Annotated in this window: 16 protein-coding genes and 1 tRNA gene; 7 read left to right on the plus strand and 10 right to left on the minus strand. The window is 71.1% G+C overall.

What is annotated here, in order from left to right; translation table 11 throughout:
* Positions 1 to 43 precede the first annotated feature (43 nt).
* Together ACIOSR_RS01645 and ACIOSR_RS01650 are read left to right on the plus strand one after the other, a co-directional pair.
* On the plus strand, positions 44 to 1,429 hold the full coding sequence (locus ACIOSR_RS01645) for a magnesium chelatase (RefSeq protein WP_402751685.1): 1,386 nt from the start codon (positions 44 to 46) through the stop codon (positions 1,427 to 1,429).
* 8 nt (positions 1,430 to 1,437) lie between these two features.
* Positions 1,438 to 3,435, plus strand: a complete 1,998-nt coding sequence (locus ACIOSR_RS01650; RefSeq protein ID WP_402751686.1) for a VWA domain-containing protein — start codon at positions 1,438 to 1,440, stop codon at positions 3,433 to 3,435.
* Here the strand turns inward: ACIOSR_RS01650 and ACIOSR_RS01655 are convergent.
* From ACIOSR_RS01655 to ACIOSR_RS01670, 4 genes are all read right to left on the minus strand, one after another.
* Positions 3,404 to 4,207, minus strand: coding sequence for an SCO1664 family protein (locus ACIOSR_RS01655; protein ID WP_402751687.1), 804 nt, complete (start codon positions 4,205 to 4,207; stop codon positions 3,404 to 3,406). The two genes, ACIOSR_RS01650 and ACIOSR_RS01655, sit on opposite strands and share 32 nt — an antisense overlap.
* On the minus strand, positions 4,207 to 4,758 hold the full coding sequence (locus ACIOSR_RS01660; protein ID WP_402751688.1) for a DUF3090 domain-containing protein: 552 nt from the start codon (positions 4,756 to 4,758) through the stop codon (positions 4,207 to 4,209). Before ACIOSR_RS01660 ends, ACIOSR_RS01655 begins: the two co-directional genes overlap by 1 nt.
* Positions 4,759 to 4,791: 33 nt before the next feature.
* Positions 4,792 to 5,514, minus strand: a complete 723-nt coding sequence (locus tag ACIOSR_RS01665) for a histidine phosphatase family protein (protein WP_173150920.1) — start codon at positions 5,512 to 5,514, stop codon at positions 4,792 to 4,794.
* Positions 5,515 to 5,656: 142 nt separating this feature from the next.
* Positions 5,657 to 6,514 (minus strand): NAD(P)H-binding protein, encoded by an 858-nt coding sequence (locus ACIOSR_RS01670; protein ID WP_402751689.1) that lies wholly within the window; start codon positions 6,512 to 6,514, stop codon positions 5,657 to 5,659.
* Between the two features lie 91 nt (positions 6,515 to 6,605).
* On the opposite strand from ACIOSR_RS01670, the gene ACIOSR_RS01675 reads away from it, so the two are divergent.
* The gene (locus ACIOSR_RS01675) at positions 6,606 to 6,974 is read left to right on the plus strand and encodes a winged helix-turn-helix transcriptional regulator (protein ID WP_192123554.1); all 369 of its coding nucleotides are present in this window, start codon (positions 6,606 to 6,608) and stop codon (positions 6,972 to 6,974) included.
* A 16-nt stretch (positions 6,975 to 6,990) separates the two neighbouring features.
* Here ACIOSR_RS01675 and ACIOSR_RS01680 read toward each other — a convergent pair whose 3' ends face one another.
* Positions 6,991 to 7,404: a hypothetical protein gene (locus ACIOSR_RS01680; RefSeq protein ID WP_200412985.1), complete on the minus strand. Its 414-nt coding sequence runs from the start codon at positions 7,402 to 7,404 to the stop codon at positions 6,991 to 6,993.
* Positions 7,405 to 7,533: 129 nt separating this feature from the next.
* On the opposite strand from ACIOSR_RS01680, the gene ACIOSR_RS01685 reads away from it, so the two are divergent.
* Both ACIOSR_RS01685 and ACIOSR_RS01690 read left to right on the plus strand, forming a co-directional pair.
* Complete coding sequence (locus ACIOSR_RS01685; RefSeq protein ID WP_173150923.1) at positions 7,534 to 8,934, plus strand: NAD(P)/FAD-dependent oxidoreductase; 1,401 nt, start codon at positions 7,534 to 7,536, stop codon at positions 8,932 to 8,934.
* Between the two features lie 52 nt (positions 8,935 to 8,986).
* Positions 8,987 to 9,598, plus strand: coding sequence for a histidine phosphatase family protein (locus ACIOSR_RS01690; RefSeq protein WP_402751690.1), 612 nt, complete (start codon positions 8,987 to 8,989; stop codon positions 9,596 to 9,598).
* Positions 9,599 to 9,631: 33 nt separating this feature from the next.
* Here the strand turns inward: ACIOSR_RS01690 and ACIOSR_RS01695 are convergent, their stop codons facing one another.
* Positions 9,632 to 10,300 carry a DNA-binding response regulator gene (locus ACIOSR_RS01695; RefSeq protein ID WP_043592622.1) on the minus strand — a complete coding sequence of 223 codons (669 nt, stop codon included), beginning with the start codon at positions 10,298 to 10,300 and terminating at the stop codon, positions 9,632 to 9,634.
* A gap of 119 nt (positions 10,301 to 10,419) precedes the next feature.
* Here ACIOSR_RS01695 and ACIOSR_RS01700 point away from each other — a divergent pair, with 119 nt between their 5' ends.
* Entirely contained in the window at positions 10,420 to 10,701 is a 282-nt protein-coding gene (locus tag ACIOSR_RS01700) for a GlsB/YeaQ/YmgE family stress response membrane protein (protein WP_123570784.1), read from the plus strand.
* Positions 10,702 to 10,798: 97 nt separating this feature from the next.
* On the opposite strand, the gene ACIOSR_RS01705 is transcribed toward ACIOSR_RS01700, so the two are convergent.
* The 4 genes from ACIOSR_RS01705 to ACIOSR_RS01720 form a co-directional block, all read right to left on the minus strand.
* Positions 10,799 to 11,476: a DUF6766 family protein gene (locus ACIOSR_RS01705; RefSeq protein ID WP_402751691.1), complete on the minus strand. Its 678-nt coding sequence runs from the start codon at positions 11,474 to 11,476 to the stop codon at positions 10,799 to 10,801.
* Positions 11,477 to 11,481: 5 nt separating this feature from the next.
* The gene (locus ACIOSR_RS01710) at positions 11,482 to 11,607 is read right to left on the minus strand and encodes a hypothetical protein (protein WP_274604854.1); all 126 of its coding nucleotides are present in this window, start codon (positions 11,605 to 11,607) and stop codon (positions 11,482 to 11,484) included.
* A 217-nt stretch (positions 11,608 to 11,824) separates the two neighbouring features.
* A tRNA-Val gene (locus ACIOSR_RS01715) sits at positions 11,825 to 11,897 on the minus strand.
* Positions 11,898 to 11,982: 85 nt separating this feature from the next.
* Complete coding sequence (locus ACIOSR_RS01720) at positions 11,983 to 12,456, minus strand: peroxiredoxin (protein ID WP_056045573.1); 474 nt, start codon at positions 12,454 to 12,456, stop codon at positions 11,983 to 11,985.
* 264 nt (positions 12,457 to 12,720) lie between these two features.
* Between ACIOSR_RS01720 and aceE the strand changes: the two genes are divergently transcribed.
* A complete protein-coding gene (aceE, locus tag ACIOSR_RS01725; protein WP_123570161.1) occupies positions 12,721 to 15,465 on the plus strand; it encodes a pyruvate dehydrogenase (acetyl-transferring), homodimeric type in 2,745 nt (914 codons plus the stop codon).
* The last annotated feature ends 7 nt before the right edge of the window (positions 15,466 to 15,472 follow it).

The following is a 15,472-nucleotide window of genomic DNA, read 5'->3' on the forward strand; positions in this document are numbered from 1 at the left end:
CCCCTCGCGAGGTCCGGGTCGGGAGCGTAGCGTCACCGGGGTGATGCCTCCCTCCGCGAGAACCGTCGGCGAACTCAGGCGCTCGGGGCACGTCCCCAAGCCCCTCCGCACCGAGATCCGAGACAACCTGCTCGACGCCCTGCGCGAGGGACGTGATCCCTGGCCGGGACTCCACGGCTTCCGGTCCACGGTCATCCCGCAGCTGGAACGGGCCTTGATCGCGGGCCACGACATCGTCCTGCTGGGCGAGCGCGGTCAGGGCAAGACCCGCCTGCTCAGGACCCTCGCCGGTCTGCTCGACGAGTGGTCCCCCGTCATCGAGGGGTCCGAGCTGGGCGAGCACCCGTTCGAGCCGATCACGAGCGAGAGCCGCCGTCGCGCCGCCGAGCTCGGCGACGACCTGCCCGTCGCCTGGCAGGGACGCGACGAGCGCTACGTCGAGAAGCTGGCGACTCCCGACACGAGCGTCGCCGACCTGATCGGCGACGTCGATCCGATGCGGGTGGCCGAGGGACGCAGCCTCGGCGATCCCGAGACGATCCACTTCGGACTCATCCCCCGGGGCCACCGCGGCATCGTCGCGGTCAACGAGTTGCCCGACCTCGCCGAGCGCATCCAGGTGGCGATGCTCAACGTGATGGAGGAGCGCGACATCCAGATCCGCGGTTACGTCCTGAGACTGCCGCTCGACGTGCTCGTCGTGGCCAGCGCCAACCCCGAGGACTACACCAACCGCGGGAGGATCATCACCCCCCTCAAGGACCGCTTCGGTGCCGAGATCCGGACGCACTACCCGACCGAGCTCGCCGACGAGGTCGCGGTCGTCCGTCAGGAGGCCGACCTCGTCGCCGAGGTGCCGGACCACCTCGTCGAGATCCTGGCGCGCTTCACGCGCGCGCTCCGCGAGTCCCCCTCGGTGGACCAGCGCAGCGGCGTCAGCGCCCGCTTCGCGATCGCCGGAGCCGAGACCATCGCGGCCGCCGCCCTGCACCGCGCGACCCGACAGGGTGAGGACGAGGCCGTGGCACGACCGATCGACCTCGAGACGGCCGTCGACGTGCTCGGCGGCAAGATCGAGTTCGAGTCCGGAGAAGAGGACCGTGCCGAGGAGGTCCTCGAGCACCTGCTGCGGACGTCCACCGCCGAGACCGTCCGTGCCCACTTCCGCGGGCTCGACTTCGACGGGCTCGTCGACGCCCTCGAGTCGGGCGTCATGGTGACGACCGGTGAGCAGGTCACCGCCCGGGACTTCCTGGCCGGCTTGCCCGCGCTCGGTGAGGACGACCTCTACGACCGCGTCGCCGAACGGCTCGGCGCGACGACCGACGGCGGGCGCGCCGGGGCGATCGAGCTGGCGCTCGAGGGCCTGTTCCTGGCCCGCCGCGTGAGCAAGGAGAGCGGCGACGGTGAAGCGGCCTACGGGTTCTGACGTGCGACGTGGCTAGGGCGAACCGGCGGTTGAACCGGGCCGCGCGCTACCAGAGGTACGCCGACGGGCCCGACCCGCTCGCGCCTCCTGCCGATCTCTCCGAAGCACTCGACGCCGTCGGACGGGACGTCATGGCGGGCACGAGCGCCGAGGCGGCGCTCCGTGAGTTCCTCCGGCGCGGTGGTCGCGACCGGACCGGTCTCGACGACCTGGCCCGGCAGGTCGCCGAACGTCGGCGGGCCCTGACCCGGGACCACCACCTCGACGGCACGCTGCACGAGGTCCGCGAGCTGCTCGACCGGGCCCTCATGGCCGAACGCGCCCAGCTCGCCCGCGACGTCGACCTCGACGACGGCGACCGCGCCCTGGCGCAGCTCCAGCTCGACAGCCTGCCGCCGTCCCCGGCCGGCGCCGTCGCCGAGCTGTCGGACTACCGCTGGCAGAGCCGGGAGGCCCGGGACGCCTACGACGAGATCAAGGACCTGCTCGGTCGCGAGATGCTCGACCAGCGCTTCGCGGGGATGAAGACCGCCCTCGAGAACGCCTCGGACGCCGACCGCGAGGCCGTGGCCGAGATGCTGCGCGACCTCGACGACCTGCTCGACGCCCACGCCCGTGGTGACGACACCCCGGAGCAGTTCGACGACTTCATGGCGAAGCACGGGGCGTCGTTCCCCGAGCAGCCGGGCGACGTCGACGAGTTGATCGACGCCCTGGCCGCTCGTGCGGCCGCCGCCCAGCGCCTCCGCAACTCGATGACGGCCGAGCAACGGGCCGAGCTGGACGCCCTGGCCCAGCAGGCCTTCGGCTCCCCCGACCTGATGCAGTCCCTCGAACGGCTCGACGGCACCCTGCGTGCGCTCCGACCAGGGCAGGACTGGAGCGGCTCCGAGGGCATGGACGGCGAACAGGGCCTCGGGCTCGGGGACGGAACGGGGGTCTTCCAGGACCTCGCCGACCTCGACGCGCTCGCGGAACAGCTCGCCCAGCAGTCGCACGGATCGTCGCTCGACGACGTCGACCTCGACGCCCTGCGCCGCCAACTGGGCGAGCAGGCCGCCGTCGACGCCGCGGCCCTGCGGCGGCTCGAGAAGGCCCTCCGCGACTCGGGTGCCCTCCGTCGTCGGGCCGACGGCACGCTGGCCCTGACGCCCCGGGCCATGAGGCAGCTCGGCAAGAACCTGCTGCGCGACGTCGCGGCGAAGATGTCGGGACGAGCGGGGAGGCGCGAGTTGCGGTCCGCGGGAGGCCTCGGCGACCGCTCCGGCGCGAGTCGTGAATGGGCCTTCGGCGACACCGAGCCGTGGGACGTCACCCGGACGATCACGAACGCGGTCACGCGGACCGCCGCGGGGGGCGGCCGGACCGACGGCGGGGTGCGGATCGAGATCGGCGACGTCGAGGTGCACGAGACCGACGCCCGGACGCAGGCCTGCGTCGCCCTGCTCGTCGACACGTCGTTCTCGATGGCGATGGAAGACCGCTGGGTGCCGATGAAGCGCACGGCCCTCGCCCTGCACACCCTGATCACGTCGCGCTTCCGCGGCGACGACCTGCAGCTGATCGGGTTCGGCCGGCACGCCGAGGTCATGCCGATCGAGCAGCTCGTCGCCCTCGACGCGAAGTGGGACAAGGGTACGAACCTTCACCACGCCCTTCTGCTGGCGAACCGGCACTTCCGCAAGCACCCGACCGCGCAGCCCGTGCTGCTGATCGTCACCGACGGTGAGCCGACCTCCCACCTCGAGCCCGGCGGCGAGGTCTTCTTCGACTACCCGCCGCACCCCGTGACGATCCTGCGCGCCGTGGAGCAACTCGACGTCGCCCGCCGCCTGGGCGCGCACACGACGTTCTTCCGGCTCGGCGACGATCCGGGGCTCGCCCGCTTCGTCGACGGGATGGCGCGGCGGGTCGACGGCACGGTGACCGCCCCCGACCTGGACGACCTCGGAGCGGCCGTCGTCGGGTCGTACGTCAGAACACGGGCCACGGAACCGCCGGCATAGGACCGTGCGGCTCGGGGAAGACGGGCGACGCGAGGAGGCGCGCGCAGCGGTCGTCGAGCGCCTCGAGTTCGTCCGACGTCACGAGCGGCGCGAGGGCCGTCCCCAGGCCACCGGACAGACCGGCCCGGACGCGCTCGACCCCGGCGAGTTCGTCGATGGTGAGCGGATCGCCGATCCAGCCCCAGAGCACGGTGCGCAGTTTGTGCTCGGCGTGGAAGGTGAGTCCGTGGTCGACGCCGTGCCGCCGCCCGTCGGGCAGCGCGAGCACGTGGGCGCCCTTGCGGTCGGCGTTGTTGACCACGACGTCGAACACGGCCATGCGTCGGAGCGCCTCGGTGTCCTCGTGGATCAGGGCGACCGGTCCGTCGTCGCCGTCCCCCTCGAGGACAAGACGCCATCCGTCGTCGGGCAGGTCGTCGGCCGGCACGAGGTCCACCGCGTCCTGCTCCGGGTCGACGTCCTGCCAGAGCTGGACCATGCCTTCGCCGAGCGGACCGTCACGGAGCCAGGTGCGCGGCACGACGTCCCAGCCCATGGCCTCGGAGACGAGGTAGGCCGCGACCTCACGGTCGGCGAGCCTCCCGTCCGGGAAGTCCCAGAGCGGCCGTTCTCCGGCGACGGGCTTGTAGATGACCGACACGTCACCGAGGCGGGCCAGGAAGGACGCATTGGACGCCGTGCGGATGCGACCGGTGAGCTCGAGCTCGACGTCGTCGGACGGAACCGCGTCGGGCACGTCGGCCGGCGGGTCCTCGGTCGACGCCGAGGACATCAGGCCTCGCCGGACAGGATGCAGACGTGGCCCTCGGGGTCGATCGGTTGGCCACAGAAGGGGCAGAGGGGCCGACCGGCCCCGACGATCTCGAGGGTCCGAGCCGCGAACGCCCTCGCCGTGCCGACGGGGATGCGGACGACCAGGACCTCGTCCGGCTCGAGCTCGGCCTCGTCGACGTCGGCGTCGTCCGCCACCTCGACGAGCGGGAACGCCTCGATGACGACCTGGGCGGTGGACGGATCCCAGCCGAGGCTGAGCGCCCCGGCCCGGAACTCGGGTTCGACGGGTTGGTCGAGCGGCTCGTTGTCGACGAGCTCGACCGGGATGCCGGTGGGCACGCTGACCGGGTTGCCGTCGGCGGCCATCACCTGGTCGAGGATCTCGTCGATCTTCTCGGCGAGGGCGGCCGACTGCATCTTCTCGAGGCCGACGCTCGTGACCCGCGCCCCGTCACGGGCCTGGAGGTAGAACGCGCGGGAGCCGGGACGGCCGATGGTCCCGACGACGACCCGATCCGGCCAGTCGAAGGTGTGGACGATGGAGGGCATGCCGCGAGTCTACGAGCGCCCCGCCGCCGACGCTCAGGTCGCGGCAGGCTCGTCGCCGGCGGCGTCGCCGCCCGCCGGACCCGCGCCTCCCCCGACGGCGGCGTCGGCGGCGGGAGCCGCCTGCCGCAGCCACGAGAGGTCGCCCGAGTCCGTGTTCGTCGCGACGACGTCGGGTCGGTTCGGCCCGTAGCGCACGATCGACACCGAGGCCGGGCCGACGCTGATGCGCTGGAACAGGTCGAGGTGCATGCCGTAGGCGTCGGCGAGGATCGACTTGATGATGTCACCGTGACTGACGGCGACCCACACGGCGCCCGGACCGTGTTCGGCCTCGAACGCGGCGTCGTGCCGGCGGACCGCGGCGACCGCCCGGGACTGCATGGTCTGCAGCGACTCGCCGCCCGGGAAGACCGCGGCGGACGGCTGGTTCTGCACGACGGACCAGAGGGCCTCGCCCGCCAGGTCCTTGAGCGGCCGACCCTGCCAGTCGCCGTAGTCGCATTCGGTGATGCCCCGCTCGACGGGCGTCGCCGGCGTCCCGGTCTGACGGTCGAGGATCGCCCGGGACGTCTGACGGCAGCGTTCGAGAGGACTCGACACGACGCCGACGAGCGGCACGACGGCGAGCCGGTCGGCGGTCCGCCGCGCCTGCTCGCGTCCGACGTCGTCGAGCCGGACGCCGGCCGTCCGTCCGGCGAGCACGCCGCTCGCGTTGGCGGTGGTGCGTCCGTGTCGGACGAGGACGAGGGTGGCCATGCGTCGAGCCTAGACACCGGGAGCCACCGTCGACGCCGGACGCCGGCCGCTCGGCGCCGGGGAGGGGCCGACGAGGAGGCGCGGTGCCCGGACGACCGGAACCGCGCCTCCTGCGGGCTGCCGCCCCGGCGTCTCGGCGGGACTACGCGGTGGCGGCGGTGAGGGCCTCGACGAGCGGGGTCGTCGGACGACCGATCAGGCGGGCGAGGTCGCCGCTCGTGTCGGCAAGCAGCCCGTCGCGGATGTTCCCGTCGAGCGCGACGACGAAGCCGGCCGTGCCCTCGTCCAGGCCGAAGCCGCGCAGGCGCTCGGCGTGCTGCTCGGGCGTGAGCGACTCGTAGCGGACGGGTCGGCCCGTGACGGTCGTGAGCGCCTCGGCGAACTCGTCGAAGTCCCAGGCGTGGTCGCCGGACAGCTCGAAGGTGCGACCGGCGGTCGACTCGTCGAGGGCCGCGGCGGCGGCGGCCTCGGCGTAGTCGCGTCGGCTGGCGCTGGCGACGCGACCGTCGCCCACGCTCGCCGAGACGACGCCCGACTCGCGGGCGGTGGCGATCTCGCCGACGTAGTTCTCGGTGTACCAGCCGTTGCGCAGCAGCGTCGTGGGCACCCCGGAGGCGGCGAGGTGCTCCTCGGTCGCCGTGTGCTCGGGCGCGAGGATCAGGGGCGAGGTCGAGGCCGCGAGGACGCTCGTGTAGACGATGCGGGCGGCACCGGCGGCTTTCGCGGCGTCGATCACGGCGGCGTGCTGCGGGACCCGCTGGCCCACCGCGTCGCTCGAGATGAGGACGACGACGTCGCCCGCGCCGATGACGGCCGCGATCGTGTCGGGTCGGGTGTAGTCGAGCTCGGCGGTGCGGACGCCGCGCTCGGCGAGGTCGGCCAGCTTCGAGACGTCGCGCGACGTGGCGACGACGCTTTCGGGGGCTGCGCCGCGGGCGAGGAGGGCCTCGACGACGAGGCGGCCGAGCTGACCGGAGGCGGCGGTGACGATCGTGGACATGGTGTTCCTTTCGGTTGCGTGCCCGGGACAACGACGACGATCCACCGGGACTTCCCATCTGCAGGTACGCACCTTTTCGTAAGCTACTGACGTGGACGTCGGATTAGTGAACCCTGCCCGCCCTGCACCCTCGGGTCGTTTCCCGGCGGAGTGCCCGAGCCGCGTGGTGCTGACCCACGTGACGAGTCGGTGGGGAGTGCTGATCCTGCTGGCGCTCGAACGCGGGCCGATGCGGTGGGGCGAGTTGCGACGCGAGATCGAGGGCGTCAGCGAGAAGATGCTCGCCTCGACCCTGAAGACCCTCGAGGCCGACGGCATCGTCCATCGCGCCGCCCAGCCGACGATCCCGCCGCGGGTCGACTACTCGCTGACCGAGCGCGGCACCGACCTGGCCGCCCGCCTCGTGCCGCTCATGGACTGGATCCTCGACAACGCCGACGAGATCGTCGCGGGCCGGTGAGCGATCGATCGACCGATCAGGACGACGCCCCCGCTGCCAGGTACGTGGACGCGAGGTAGGCCGTCGCACCCACGATGAAGACGACGAAGATCGGCATCGCGACCAGCAGGAACGTCCTCTCGCGGGGCGGGACGTAGGCACTCGACTTCCGCAGGGTCGACGCGAGCATCCCGACCCCGAGGCCGGGGAAGAGCAACAGCGCGAAGGTCGGCAAGGAGTGTTCGACGCCGTGTCGCCGGTACGGGGTGGTCGTCCAGACCGGGACCTGGGTCCAGACGAAGACGACCAGGCCGAGCGAGAGGACGATGCCGACGACGAGGGCCACGCGCATCCACCGGACGAGCACCCGACCCCGAGCGACGTCGTCGTCCGTGAGCGGCACCGTGCGGGGCGTGCCGTCGGGCCGGGTCGTCTTCAGGTCGATGGTCACGTGGTCATGCTAGCGAGTCGGGACGGACCGGTCTGCTCCTCCGCCTCGACTCGCCTGCACGGGCGTCCGCCCATGGCCACCTGGTTGAGTTCGTCCTGACGACCGACGCGACGAAGGGGCAGGCAGCACATGGGCATCTCGGAGAAGGACTACGACGTGGCCGTCATCGGCGCCGGTCCGGCGGGCACCGCGGCGGCCCTGCGCGCAGCCGAACTCGGGGCCCGCGTCGTCGTCCTGGAGGCAGGGCGCGAGGGAGGCACCTGCGTGAACACCGGATGCGTGCCCACCAGGGTGCTGGCGAAGACGGCCCGGCTGATCCGCGAGACCCGGCACGCGGACGTCTACGGCGTCGGCGTCGCTCCCCCGACCATCGACTGGGCGACGACCGTCGCGCGCGTCCGGGAGCGCGTCGACGCGGTGCGGTCGATCAAGCGGGAGCCCGAGCGGTTCGAGGCCGCGGGCGTCGAGCTGGTCCACGAGGGCAGGGCCCGGTTCGTCGACGACTCGACCCTCGTCCTCGACAGCGGGCGCACGATCTCGGCGGCGTCGATCCTGATCTGCGTCGGCGGCCACTCGCGCCGACTGCCGATCCCGGGCGGCGAGTTGGCGACGGTGCCCGAGCACGTCCTCGACCTGCCGTCCCTCCCCCACCGGGTGGCCGTGATCGGCGCGGGCAACACGGGCGCACAACTCGTGACGGTGTTCGACGCGTTCGGCAGCGACGTGACGCTCCTCGACGTCGCCCCGCGGGTGCTGACGACGTCGGACGCGTCGATCTCGGAGGCGGTCTCCGTCGCGTTCACCGAGCAGGGCATCGACGTGCGCACCGGGATCGACGGCGTCGAGAGCCTCGCCCGAGCCGACGACGGCTCGATCACCCTGACCTGGCGGCAGGACGACGCGCACGCCCGGGCCGACTTCGACGTGGTCGTCATGGCGACGGGGTGGCCGGCGGACGTCGAGGACCTCGGCCTGGAGAACGCCGGGATCGAGGTGGAGCGCTCGTCCGTCCCCGTCGACCGGTACTTCCGGACCGTCGTCCCGCACGTCTTCGCCGTGGGCGACGCCAACGGCCGCGACATGCTCGTCCAGGCCGCCCAGTTCGAGGGGGAGGCCGCCGCCGAGAACGCCGTCCTCGGCGCCAACCGCCGCACGCCGCACCACCTCCTGCCCGCCGGTGGGTTCACCGACCCGGACTACGCCGGCGTCGGCCTCACCGAGGACGAGGCCCGCGAGGCGGACGAGTCGTGCGTGGTCGTCACGATCCCGTACTCGACCGTGGACCGGGCCGTGATCGACGACCGCGAGACGGGGTTCCTCAAGCTGATCGCCGACCGCCGTCGTGAGCTCGTGCTCGGTGCCCATGCCGTCGGTGAGAACGCCGTCGAGGTGGTCCAGGCGGTCACCACCGCCATGGCCGGCGGTGTCGACGTCGCCACCCTGGCGGAGGTGCGCTTCGCCTACCCCACCTACAGCGCGGTGATCGGGATGGCGGCCCGGGCCGTGCTGGCGGATCGCACCGCGCGCTAGGAGCCGCGGGCGCCGTGACACGATGGACGCTCCGCCCCGACCGAAAGCCACGATGCGCCTCCTCCTGATCCGCCACGGCGAGACCGCCGACAACGTCGCCCGCACCATCGGCTCGCGCCCCCCGGGCCCGCCGCTGTCCCCGCTCGGCCGCGAACAGGCCGCCGACCTCGGGACGGCTCTGGCGGGCGAAGCGATCGTCGCCGTGCACTCCTCGCGCCTGCGCCGGGCCGGTGAGACCGCCGCGATCGTCGCCGAGGGTCTCGGCCTCCCCCACCACGAGGTCGAGGGTGCCCACGAGATCGACGCCGGCGACCTGGAGGGTCTGCCCTACGCCGAGGCCCTGCCCCGGTACGCCGGCACCATGCAGCAGTGGTGGACCGACCCGGAGGCGCGCATCCCCGGTGGCGAGAGCGGCACCGAGTTCACGGCCCGGTTCCGCGGAGCGGTCGATCGGATCGTGGCGTCGACACCGGCCGACTCGACCGCGGTGCTCGTCTCGCACGAAGCCGCCATCTGCGTCTGGGCGGCCGACACCGCCCGCAACCTCGACGCCGCGTTCAGTCGCACCCACGGACTCCGCAACACGGGGTCGGTCGTCCTCGAGGGCTCGACCGAGGCCGGCTGGGTCGCCCTCTCGTGGGACGGCGAACCCCTGGCGCACTGAAGCGCGCGTCCGTCGACGGCGCAGCAGCGCCTCCTAGGGGCCGCCGAGCCAGTGGTCGATCCGATGGTGGTCCGGCCGGAAGCCGTTCTGGACGCCCCACAGCACCGCCTGCGTCCGACTGGTCGCGCCGATCCGCCGGTAGACCGACCGGATGTACGACTTGACCGTGTTCGGACTGAGGTAGGTCAGTGCCGCGACCTCGGCGTTGCTCTTCCCCTGGGTGATGAGGGCCAGGATCTCGGACTCGCGGTCGGTGATGCCCTCGCGGCGGCCGGGCCAGTCGAGGCCCGGTGCACTCGGCGCCCGCCCCCGCACCTCGCTGACGACCCGCTCGCCCCGGTGGACCGCCTCGAGCGCCTCGACCAGCTCGCGGGCACCGAGGGTCTTCGACAGGTACCCGTGCACGCCCTGCGCCAGAGCCGACTCGACGAGCTCGGGGTGGAAGTTCCAGGTGTAGACGACGACCTTGCCGGCCGCCGGGTTGGCGACCAGCTCGGCGAGCTCGTGATGGTCGGACTCCGGCTGGGCGAACGAGTCGTAGAGGACGACGTCGACCCGGTCGGACAGCGACGTCGTGGCGTCGATCTCGGCGACGACGACCCGGTCGCGGTAGCGGTCGAACATGTGGGCGAGACCGGCGAGCACGACGTCGTAGTCGTCGACGAGTGCGACGGTGATCGACCGGGTCGGAGCGAGGGGCATGAGGACACCATCCCACCCCGAGGGGTGTGCCGCCACACCTCCAGGGGTGGTCTGCTGGGTCCTGCGACACCACGGCACCGACGGTGCCGGTCGCCCATCTCTCCCGGAAGGAGAACACCATGATCGGTCTCATCATCAGCTTGCTCGTCGTCGGCCTCATCGCAGGGTTCATCGCCCGCGCGGTCGTCCCGGGTCGCCAGAGCCTCTCGATCGCCATGACGATCCTGCTGGGCATCATCGGTTCGTTCGTCGGAGGGTTCCTCGGCTTCCTGCTGTTCCAGCACGACCCCACGGACGGGTTCTTCCAGCCCGCCGGCATCATCGGCTCGATCATCGGCGCGATCGTCGTGCTGGTCGTCTGGGTCGCCGTCTCGGGTCGCCGCGGCGCCGCTCGCCGCTGACCCCGGTCCCGGTCGGGGCGGCCGCGGACGGCCGCCCCGGGGGCATCGTCCTGCCGGCGGCGTCCGCGGCCCGCAGGACGGAAGGACGACCTCGTGCTCAGGCGGACTCCTCCGCGCTTCTCCCGTGCGGTGCCCCGACGGGCTTGGACTCACTCGAGCCACGCTGGCGGAGGAAGATCGAGAACACGATCATCGCTCCGACCGCCAGGAACTCCGACTGCCAGTTCTGCAGGGTCCTGTTCCAGAAATCCGGGGACGTGACGTACTGGAGCCAGGTCTCCGGTGGTGCGCCGTGTTCCGCGTTCTCCTCGTTCGCGACCACGGTCCCACCGAGGGACTGTGCGAGCCAGGACGACACGAAGAGGGCGCCCATCACCAACAGGAGCGAGTTCGAGTACACGATGGATGCCCATCCGCCCCGGCGCGACCACGCGGGCGACCCCGGCCGCGCGTGGTCTCCGACCGATTGTGCCTCGTCGCTGCCGACGCCCTCGTCCCCCGGTCGCTTCGACTCGGGCGACCCGCGTTGCACCAGCCAGATCGTCGCCGCGATGAACAAGAAGAACTGCAAGAACTCGGACTGCCAGTTCTCGGCCACGTCCACCAGGAAACTCGACGACGACACGAAGTCCCAGTAGGCGACGGGCGGAAGACCGTGCACCGCGAGTTCCTCGTTGGTGGCGGCGAGCCCGGCGAACGACTGGCCCACGAGAGCGGCGACGAAGATCACGAGGAAGGCCGTGCTGAGCCCCTGGTCTCGGATGGCTCGACGCATCCTCGTCACCGAGCCGTCAACGGGACGGCGATCATCACGACGAGTCCCGCGACGATCACGCCCATCCACAGCCAGAAGACGGCGCGCATCCCCCGCGTCGATCCGGCGTCGTCGTCCTGCTGATCGCTCACCTGGTCACCCTCCTCGACGGGAATCGCCACGAGGCAGTCCTACGTCACCGACTGCGCGGCGACAAGGGGCTTGCTTTCTCCTCCGGGTGCTGCTGTCGGACCGTCGCCAGCCACGCGCCGACGTCGACGCCCGCAGGCGCGACCCGACACGGCGTCCGTGTCCCGCCGGGCCGTGCGACCGAGGAGAACCGTGGTCGCCCGACCACCGTTCGTGAGGTGGGCCCTACCGGGCTCGAACCGATGACATCCACGGTGTAAACGTGGCGCTCTACCAACTGAGCTAAAGGCCCTCGCACCGGGACGAGCCGGGCGAGCGACTACAGGTTAGCGGGTGGACGAACGGACCCGCGCCTCCTGCGGTCGTGATCGCGGCCGTCAGGCCGAGACGGGGACGAGGAGGTCGAGCGCGGCGCGGTAGTCGGCGAGCGAGCGCTCCTGGCCGGGCTCCGTGCCGAAGTGTTCGCGGATCACCCCGTCGACGTCGATCAGGAAGGTGGTGCGGGTCGCGAAACCCTTGTTCTCGAGGAAGACGCCGTACTCCTTCGAGACCTCGCCGTGCGGCCAGAAGTCCGCCAGCAGGGTGAAGTCGTAGCCCTTCTCCTCGGCGAAGGCGCGCAGCGTGGCCTTGGAGTCGACGGAGACGACGAGCAACTCGACGCGGTGGTCCTGGAACATCGCGAGGTTGTCGCGGAGGGTGCAGAGCTCTTTCGTGCAGGTGCTGCTGAACGCCAGGGGGAAGAACACCAGCGCGACGGGCTTGACGCCCCGGAAGTCGCTCAACCGGACTCGCTCGCCGAACTGGTTCGGCAGGTCGAAGTCGGGAGCCTGGATGGCGTTCTCCAAAGCCATGGGTGCGTTCCTTTCGCGTCGACCCGGGCGGTCGGCGACTGACACGATCGCCGATCCTACGCCTCACTCGTCGGTTTCCACACGGTGGCGTGGCCGGACGTTCCCAGCGCGTGCCGAGCCTGTCCCGGTCCGGGCAACTAGAGTGGGCTGGTCAGGCGGAGTGCGTCTCGGAACCCGGGCACGACGGGCCTGACATCTGTTTGTCCACTCCACGCGGTGGCCCTCCAAGAGACGGCTGCTCCACACAGATGATTGAGGTCAAGGGTGACGGTTAACGATCAGGACCCGTACACGGTCGACAAGGCCGATCGCGATCCCGAAGAGACCGCCGAGTGGCGTGAGTCGCTCGACGCTCTCGTGAAGGCGCAGGGTCACGAACGTGCCCGCGAGATCATGAAGAGCCTGCTCACCCGGTCGAGCGAGCTGCACCTGGGCGTGCCGATGGTGCCGAAGACGGACTACGTCAACACCATCGCCCCCGAGGACGAGCCCGAGTTCCCCGGCGACGAAGACCTCGAGCGCCGCTACCGCAAGTGGGTCCGCTGGAACGCCGCCATCACGGTGCACCGCGCCCAGCGCCCCGGCGTCTCGGTGGGCGGCCACATCTCGACGTACGCCTCGTCGGCCGCCCTGTACGAGGTCGGCAACAACCACTTCTTCCGCGGTCAGGACCACTCCGGTGGCGGCGACCAGGTGTTCTTCCAGGGCCACGCCTCCCCCGGCATGTACGCCCGCGCCTACCTCGAGGGCCGGCTGGGCACGGACCAGCTCGACGGCTTCCGCCAAGAGAAGTCGCACGCCTCGGGCGGACTCAGCTCGTATCCGCACCCGCGCCTCATGCCCGACTTCTGGCAGTTCCCGACCGTGTCGATGGGCCTCGGTCCGATCAACGCGATCTACCAGGCGCAGGTCGCCAAGTACCTCACCAACCGTGGCATCAAGGACGCCAGCGACCAGCAGGTCTGGGCGTTCCTCGGCGACGGCGAGATGGACGAGGTCGAGAGCCGCGGTCAGCTGCAGGTGGCGGCCAACGAGGGCCTCGACAACCTGAACTTCGTCATCAACTGCAACCTGCAGCGCCTCGACGGTCCGGTCCGCGGCAACGGCAAGATCATCCAAGAACTCGAGTCGTTCTTCCGCGGCGCCGGCTGGAACGTCATCAAGGTCGTCTGGGGTCGCGAGTGGGACACCCTGCTCGCGAACGACTCGAGCGGCGCACTGCTCAACCTCATGAACACCACGCCCGACGGCGACTTCCAGACCTACAAGGCCGAGAGCGGCGGCTACGTCCGCGACAACTTCTTCGGTCGCGACCCACGCGCCCTCGAACTCGTCTCGGACTACTCGGACGACGACATCTGGAACCTCAAGCGCGGTGGCCACGACTACCGCAAGGTCTACGCCGCCTTCAAGGCCGCGACCGAGCACAAGGGCCAGCCCACGGTCATCCTCGCCAAGACGGTCAAGGGCTACGGCCTGGGTCCGTCCTTCGAGGGGCGCAACGCGACCCACCAGATGAAGAAGCTCACGCTCGACAACCTCAAGCAGTTCCGTGACGAGCTCCGCATCCCGATCAGCGACGCCCAGCTCGACGAGAACCCGTACCTGCCGCCGTACTACCACCCCGGTCAGGACGACGACGCGATCCAGTACATGCAGGAACGTCGTCGTGCGCTCGGCGGCTACGTGCCCGAGCGCCGGACCAAGTACACCCAGATCGCGGTCCCCGAGGCGAAGACCTACGACGTCGTCAAGAAGGGGTCGGGCAAGCAGGAGGTCGCCACCACGATGGCCTTCGCGCGCCTCCTGAAGGACCTGCTGCGCTCGCCCGACTTCGGCCACCGCATCGTGCCGATCATCCCCGACGAGGCCCGCACCTTCGGCATGGACGCGTACTTCCCGACGTCCAAGATCTACAACCCGAACGGTCAGCACTACACCTCGGTCGACCGCGAACTGCTGCTCGCCTACAAGGAGAGCCCGCAGGGCCAGATCATCCACGTCGGCATCAACGAGGCCGGCGCGTTCGCGGCCTTCACCGCCGTCGGCACCTCGTACTCGACGCAGGGCGAACCGCTCATCCCGGTCTACGTCTTCTACTCGATGTTCGGGTTCCAGCGCACCGGCGACGCCATGTGGGCCGCCGGCGACCAGATGGCGCGCGGCTTCATCATCGGTGCCACCGCGGGTCGCACGACGCTGACCGGCGAGGGCCTCCAGCACGCCGACGGCCACTCCCTGCTGCTGGCGTCGACGAACCCCGCGGTCGTCTCGTACGACCCGGCGTTCGGCTACGAGCTCGGGCACATCGTCAAGTCGGGCATGGACCGCATGTACGGCACGGACGAGCACGGCAACGCGTCGCACTCCGACCCGAACGTCATGTACTACATCACCGTGTACAACGAGCCGATGGCCCAGCCCGTCGAACCCGAGGGCCTCGACGTGGACGGCGTGGTGCGCGGCATCTACAAGCTCAAGGACGCCGAGAACCTGGGTCCCCGCGCCCAGCTCCTGGCGTCCGGCGTCGGTGTGCCGTGGGCTCTCGAGGCGCAGCAGCTGCTCGCCGACGACTGGAACGTCGCGGCCGACGTCTGGAGCGTCACCAGCTGGAACGAACTGCGCCGCGACGGCCTGGCCGCCGAGGAGCACAACTTCCTGCACCCGAACGACGAGCCGAAGACGCCCTACGTCACCGAGAAGCTGAAGGACTCCGAGGGCCCCGTCATCGCCACGAGCGACTTCATGGCCGCCGTGCCCGACCAGATCCGCGAGTACGTGCCCGGCGACTACCTGACCCTCGGGGCCGACGGCTTCGGTTTCAGCGACACCCGGGCCGCCGCCCGCCGGTTCTTCAAGATCGACGGACCGTCGGTCGTCGTCCGCACCCTGCAGGCCCTGGCCCGTCGCGGCGAGGTCGACCCCGCTGTGGTCCAGCAGGCGATCGATCGTTACCAGCTGCACGACGTCACGGCCGGCACCAGCGGCACCGCCGGCGGGGAGGCCTGACGACCCC

It is taken from the genome of Frigoribacterium sp. NPDC087798 (genome assembly GCF_044742985.1).
Classification (GTDB): domain Bacteria; phylum Actinomycetota; class Actinomycetes; order Actinomycetales; family Microbacteriaceae; genus Frigoribacterium.

Excerpts from the sequence above, each read along its gene's own strand:
- ACIOSR_RS01700 (WP_123570784.1), top strand. The coding sequence starts at position 10,420 with ATGATCGGTCTCATCATCAGCTTGCTCGTCGTCGGCCTCATCGCAGGG.
- ACIOSR_RS01670 (WP_402751689.1), bottom strand. The coding sequence starts at position 6,514 with ATGTCCACGATCGTCACCGCCGCCTCCGGTCAGCTCGGCCGCCTCGTC.
- ACIOSR_RS01645 (WP_402751685.1), top strand. The coding sequence starts at position 44 with ATGCCTCCCTCCGCGAGAACCGTCGGCGAACTCAGGCGCTCGGGGCAC.
- ACIOSR_RS01655 (WP_402751687.1), bottom strand. The coding sequence starts at position 4,207 with ATGTCCTCGGCGTCGACCGAGGACCCGCCGGCCGACGTGCCCGACGCG.
- ACIOSR_RS01690 (WP_402751690.1), top strand. The coding sequence starts at position 8,987 with ATGCGCCTCCTCCTGATCCGCCACGGCGAGACCGCCGACAACGTCGCC.
- ACIOSR_RS01660 (WP_402751688.1), bottom strand. The coding sequence starts at position 4,758 with ATGCCCTCCATCGTCCACACCTTCGACTGGCCGGATCGGGTCGTCGTC.
- ACIOSR_RS01685 (WP_173150923.1), top strand. The coding sequence starts at position 7,534 with ATGGGCATCTCGGAGAAGGACTACGACGTGGCCGTCATCGGCGCCGGT.
- ACIOSR_RS01695 (WP_043592622.1), bottom strand. The coding sequence starts at position 10,300 with ATGCCCCTCGCTCCGACCCGGTCGATCACCGTCGCACTCGTCGACGAC.
- ACIOSR_RS01720 (WP_056045573.1), bottom strand. The coding sequence starts at position 12,456 with ATGGCTTTGGAGAACGCCATCCAGGCTCCCGACTTCGACCTGCCGAAC.
- ACIOSR_RS01705 (WP_402751691.1), bottom strand. The coding sequence starts at position 11,476 with ATGCGTCGAGCCATCCGAGACCAGGGGCTCAGCACGGCCTTCCTCGTG.
- ACIOSR_RS01665 (WP_173150920.1), bottom strand. The coding sequence starts at position 5,514 with ATGGCCACCCTCGTCCTCGTCCGACACGGACGCACCACCGCCAACGCG.